Annotated in this window: 8 protein-coding genes; all 8 read right to left on the bottom strand. The window is 68.1% G+C overall.

The window, feature by feature from the left end; translation table 11 throughout:
- The coding region (locus HUU96_RS12455) for a F0F1 ATP synthase subunit B family protein (protein WP_438827083.1) at window positions 1–318 on the bottom strand (318 nt) is incomplete at its 3' end.
- Window positions 311–805: a F0F1 ATP synthase subunit B family protein gene (locus HUU96_RS12450; RefSeq protein ID WP_174293090.1), complete on the bottom strand. Its 495-nt coding sequence runs from the start codon at window positions 803–805 to the stop codon at window positions 311–313. The genes HUU96_RS12450 and HUU96_RS12455, both read right to left, overlap by 8 nt.
- 18 nt (window positions 806–823) lie before the next feature.
- Window positions 824–1,054: a F0F1 ATP synthase subunit C gene (locus HUU96_RS12445; protein ID WP_174293089.1), complete on the bottom strand. Its 231-nt coding sequence runs from the start codon at window positions 1,052–1,054 to the stop codon at window positions 824–826.
- Window positions 1,055–1,091: 37 nt separating this feature from the next.
- Window positions 1,092–1,862: a F0F1 ATP synthase subunit A gene (locus HUU96_RS12440; protein WP_174293091.1), complete on the bottom strand. Its 771-nt coding sequence runs from the start codon at window positions 1,860–1,862 to the stop codon at window positions 1,092–1,094.
- 56 nt (window positions 1,863–1,918) lie between these two features.
- A complete protein-coding gene (locus HUU96_RS12435; RefSeq protein WP_174293088.1) occupies window positions 1,919–2,203 on the bottom strand; it encodes an AtpZ/AtpI family protein in 285 nt (94 codons plus the stop codon).
- Window positions 2,204–2,353: 150 nt separating this feature from the next.
- On the bottom strand, window positions 2,354–2,725 hold the full coding sequence (locus HUU96_RS12430) for a YdbL family protein (protein ID WP_174293087.1): 372 nt from the start codon (window positions 2,723–2,725) through the stop codon (window positions 2,354–2,356).
- Window positions 2,725–2,910: a YnbE family lipoprotein gene (locus tag HUU96_RS12425; protein WP_174293086.1), complete on the bottom strand. Its 186-nt coding sequence runs from the start codon at window positions 2,908–2,910 to the stop codon at window positions 2,725–2,727. Before HUU96_RS12425 ends, HUU96_RS12430 begins: the two co-directional genes overlap by 1 nt.
- 31 nt (window positions 2,911–2,941) lie before the next feature.
- The coding region (locus tag HUU96_RS12420; protein ID WP_174293085.1) for a YdbH domain-containing protein at window positions 2,942–4,107 on the bottom strand (1,166 nt) is incomplete at its 5' end.

The following is a 4,107-nucleotide window of genomic DNA, read 5'->3' as shown; positions in this document are numbered from 1 at the left end:
CTCCGCCTCGGCATGGGCGACGATCGCGGCCGCATCGCCGGCGCTGGCGGCACTGCGCGCCTTTGCCTCGGCGAGCAGCCGCTCGGCCTCGCCGCGCAGCTGCGCCGCCTCGTCCAGCTGGGTACGGATCGTAGCGATACGGGTGTCGAGCATCCCGGCGATCAGCTGCGGCACCTTCTTCCACAGCATCAGGCCGATGACGAACAGCATCGACAACGCCACCCAGCCGGCGGCGGTGATGCCAAGGGCGGACGGCTCGACGTGCAACTCGGTGGTCCCCTTCGCTTCCGCCAGGGTGATCGCATGGGGCTCAGCCATGCGCCAGCTCCGCCTTTACACGCGTTTCGGCTGCAGCGCGATCGATCGATACGCCCGACAGCTTGGCGACGATCGCCTGCACCGCCTCGACGGTCGCGCCTTCCACCTCGGCCAGCGCTTGCGACTTGCTGGTCGCCAGCCGCTGCGTCGCCGCGTGCAGCTTCGCCTCGGTATCGGCATCGCTGGTCTTGATCCGCGCCTCGGTGGCGGCGGTGGCGCGCGCCTGCGCCTCACCGACGGTCTTCATCGCCTGGGCGCGGGCGGCGTCGAGGCCGCTCTCATAAGTCTCGTCCGACCCCGCGGCAGCGGTGCGCGCAGCCTGCGCCGCCGCCAGGTCGCCGCTGATCCGTGCGGCGCGATCATCGATCGTCCGCTCGATCCGCGGCACCATCGCCCGACCAATACCGAAATAGATCGCCGCAAACACGATCGCGAGCCAGAAGAGCTGCGACGCGTAGATCTCGCCGATCTGCGATAGCTGCGGCATCCGCTCGCGCCCGTCTGCTTACTTGACGACGAAGAGGATCAGGATCGCGACAACGAACGCGATCAGGCCCAGCAGCTCCGATGCGGCGAAGCCGATGAACAGCCGGCCCTGCTGGCCGTCGGCGGCACCCGGATTGCGCAACGCACCCTCAAGGAACGAGCCGAACACGTTGCCGACGCCGAGCGCCGACAGGCCGATGCCGATCGCGGCAAGGCCGGCACCGATATACATTGCAGAAGTATGGTCCATGATAAGCTCCCAAGAAATAACGAGTAGAACAAGTGACTTAGTGCAGGTGCACCGCGTCGTTGAGGTACAAGGAGGTCAGCAGCGCGAACACATAGGCCTGGATCGCGCAGACCAGCAGCTCCAGCGCCGACACGCCGACGATCATCACGAAGCTCGCGATCCAGACGACGAAGCCGATCGGGTTGCCGTTATGCAGCCCGGCCGACAGCCCCTGCACCGCAAAGCTGCCGAACACTTCCAGCAGGATGTGCCCGGCGGTCATCGCGACGAACAGCCGCAAGCCCAGCGAGAACGGCCGCACCATGAATGACACGAACTCGACCGGGATGATCACCGGCATCAGCCAGCCCGGCGCCCCGTGCGGCACGAACAGCGAGAAGAAGTGGAAGCCGTGCCGCCAGAAGCCGACCGCAAGCACGATCAGGAACGAGAAGAACGCCAGCACCGCGGTGACGGTGATATGGCTGGTCACCGCAAAGGTGTGGAGGTGCGGCAGGATCGCCAGCGGCATGACGCCGACCAGGTTGGCGAACAGGATGAAGAAGAACAGAGAAAATATATAGGGCGCGAACTTCTTGCCCTCCGCGCCGATGTTGACCTGCATCATGTTGTCGATGAAGCCGACCGCGCCCTCGACCGCGACCTGCCAGCGGCCGGGCACGAGCTGGCGCTTCAGCCCGCCCGCGACGAACAGCGCGAGCAGCACGAACACCACCACCATGAACAGCGCCGAATTGGTGAACGACACGTCATAGCCGAACAGGTGCAGGTGGCGGCCGAGCACCGGCTCGACCTGGAACTGCTCCATGGGGTCAATCTTGCCGGACACGGCCTATCCTCGTGTGGTCTGGGCAGGGGCGCGCATCACTCCGGACGCTCCAGCGATATGCGGTAGACGTTGCGAAAGGCGACGACGAAGCCGAGCACCAGCAGCCCCAGCATCAACCAGGGCGCAGTGCCCAGCCAGCGGTCAAGCAGCCAGCCGATCAGCGCCGCGCCGGTGGGCGCGCCGATCAGCTCGGCCAGTATGCGCGAGCCCTGCGCATAGCCCTTGGCCGGCGCGCGCGGGGCGACGCCGGTGCGCGCGTCCTCGACCGCGCAGGCGCGGGCGAGACGGGCATCAAGGTCTGTCTGGCGATCGTCGGCCACGCGGTTCCCGATAAGAAAACGCCGCCAGCCCTCCCCTTTTACAGCCGGGTCGAGCGGCGACGAACAAACGCGCGGGAAATCAGCCCCCTCGCGACGCCGGCCGTGTAGAAAAGCGATCGCCCCGAGTCAACAATCGGGTGACGCCGGCGATCAGACGCAGCGGCCGTCGCGCTCAGGCGCGGCGGCGGTGCGGGTCTTCCACACGCCGCCGGGGGCGCGGTACTTCTCGCCCGGCGCGGTCTGTTCGACCAGCGTACAGCCGCTGGTGAAGGCGAGCTGCTCCACCGTAGCGCCGGCGGCGCTCGCCTGGCGGGTATAGGCCGCCTTGCGCTTGATGTTGATGTCGCTGACCAGCGCGTGCAGCGACGGCGTGCCTGCGCCGACCAGCCCGAGATAGCCATCGGGCTGCTCGCCGACCTCGCCGCTGGACCGCGCGGCGGCATAGGACGGGTCGCGCTGGGCGGAGGCACCTACGGCGATGCCGGCGATCGCGAGGCCGGCGGCGAGAAGATGGAGGCGCATCAAAAAATCCCCGGGTTCTGCTGGATTAGCGACTTGGCCTGACCGTCGAGCTTCAGCACCACGTCCTGGGTGATGGTGATGTTGAGGTTGATCTCGATCGGCTTGTTGGGCGCGGTCACGTTGACGCATCCAGCGACCCAGCCCGTTGCCGTCAGCACGGCGGCGATCCCGATCATCCTCTTCATCCCGCCAGCGTCGTGATCCTGTCGCTCCACGTCAAGGCCTCGCTGATGGCACAGGGGCGCTTGCGGCAGGCTGAACGGTGCTCGGGCCGATCAGCGCCGGCAGGCTGCGGCGGAGCAGGTCGGTGGGATCGGAGAAGGAGCTGGTGGTCTGCACCAGCTCGCGAAACGGGGCCTTGATGCGGACGTTGAACACGAACGGCAGCCGCTGCAGCCGGCGGATCAGGAAGTTGCTCCTGGCCCCCTGTCCCTGGCTGACGCCGGCGAAGCGCACATCGGTGATCATCTCCCCCTCCAGCGGGCCGTTCATGGCAATGGCGAGGCTGCGATAGCGCAGCGACTTCAGCGCCTGGAAGGCGAGGTTGCCCCAGAAGCCGAGGTTCTTCTGCGCGAGGTCGCCGACATAGGCGATGCCGCCGCCGCCTTCGCGCACCGTCAGCCGCCCGCCCTCGATGCGGCCGCCGCGCGCGTCGAAGATCATCGGCAGCACGCCGTCGAAGGTGCCGGTCGCGGCAAGGTTCTTGAAGTCGAACTGCTGGAGGAAGCGGTCGGCGGCGACGCCGTCGAGGCGGAAGGTCATGTGCCGCTCGGCCGGCGCAGCGAAGTCGAGCAGGGTCGGGTCGAGGGTCAGCGTGCCGCCCGCGAACGGCCAGCGCGCGCTCTCGACCGCGATCCTGGGACCGGCCTCGGTGTGGAAGCGGATCGCGCCATGTTCGACCGGGATGCCGGGATTGATCGAAGCGACGCTCACCTCCTGCCCCGGCGCGCTGACCAGGGCGAGCAGATCGGTAAAGGTGATGCTGCCGGCGATGCCGGTGACCGGGCCGAACGCGGCGGCAAGGTCGGTGCCGGCGGTGGTGAAGCGGCCGGTGCTGGTCAGCCCGGCATCGCTCCAGCCGATATGCCCCTCGCCGTCGATCGTGCCGGCGACATCGGCAACCGTGCCGGTAACGACCGGGGTCAGCAGGTTCGGCTGGAACGCCTTGGCGAAGGACAGCTTGTCGATGGCAAGATCGGCGTGCCCGGTGCCGGTGCCCAGATCGTGCGCGACCGTGAGCGCGGCGACGCGGGTGGCGGTGATGGGCTCGACCAGCGTCCCGGTGGCGGCGATGCGATCGCCGGCGAGGCGCAGCGCGACGTCGCGGGCGAGTATCGGGCAGAAGCGTGGGCCCGTCTGGCTGGCGGCGGCGGAACAGGTGC

Source organism: Sphingomonas bacterium (assembly GCF_903644135.1).
GTDB lineage: Bacteria > Pseudomonadota > Alphaproteobacteria > Sphingomonadales > Sphingomonadaceae > Sphingomonas.
The sequence above is the reverse complement of the archived record's forward strand: the minus strand, read 5'-3'. Positions and strand labels throughout refer to the sequence as shown.

Coding starts and splice junctions, on each gene's coding strand:
- HUU96_RS12430 (WP_174293087.1), bottom strand. CDS start 2,725: ATGCGCCTCCATCTTCTCGCCGCCGGCCTCGCGATCGCCGGCATCGCC.
- HUU96_RS12440 (WP_174293091.1), bottom strand. CDS start 1,862: ATGGAGCAGTTCCAGGTCGAGCCGGTGCTCGGCCGCCACCTGCACCTG.
- HUU96_RS12450 (WP_174293090.1), bottom strand. CDS start 805: ATGCCGCAGCTATCGCAGATCGGCGAGATCTACGCGTCGCAGCTCTTC.
- HUU96_RS12445 (WP_174293089.1), bottom strand. CDS start 1,054: ATGGACCATACTTCTGCAATGTATATCGGTGCCGGCCTTGCCGCGATC.
- HUU96_RS12425 (WP_174293086.1), bottom strand. CDS start 2,910: ATGAAGAGGATGATCGGGATCGCCGCCGTGCTGACGGCAACGGGCTGG.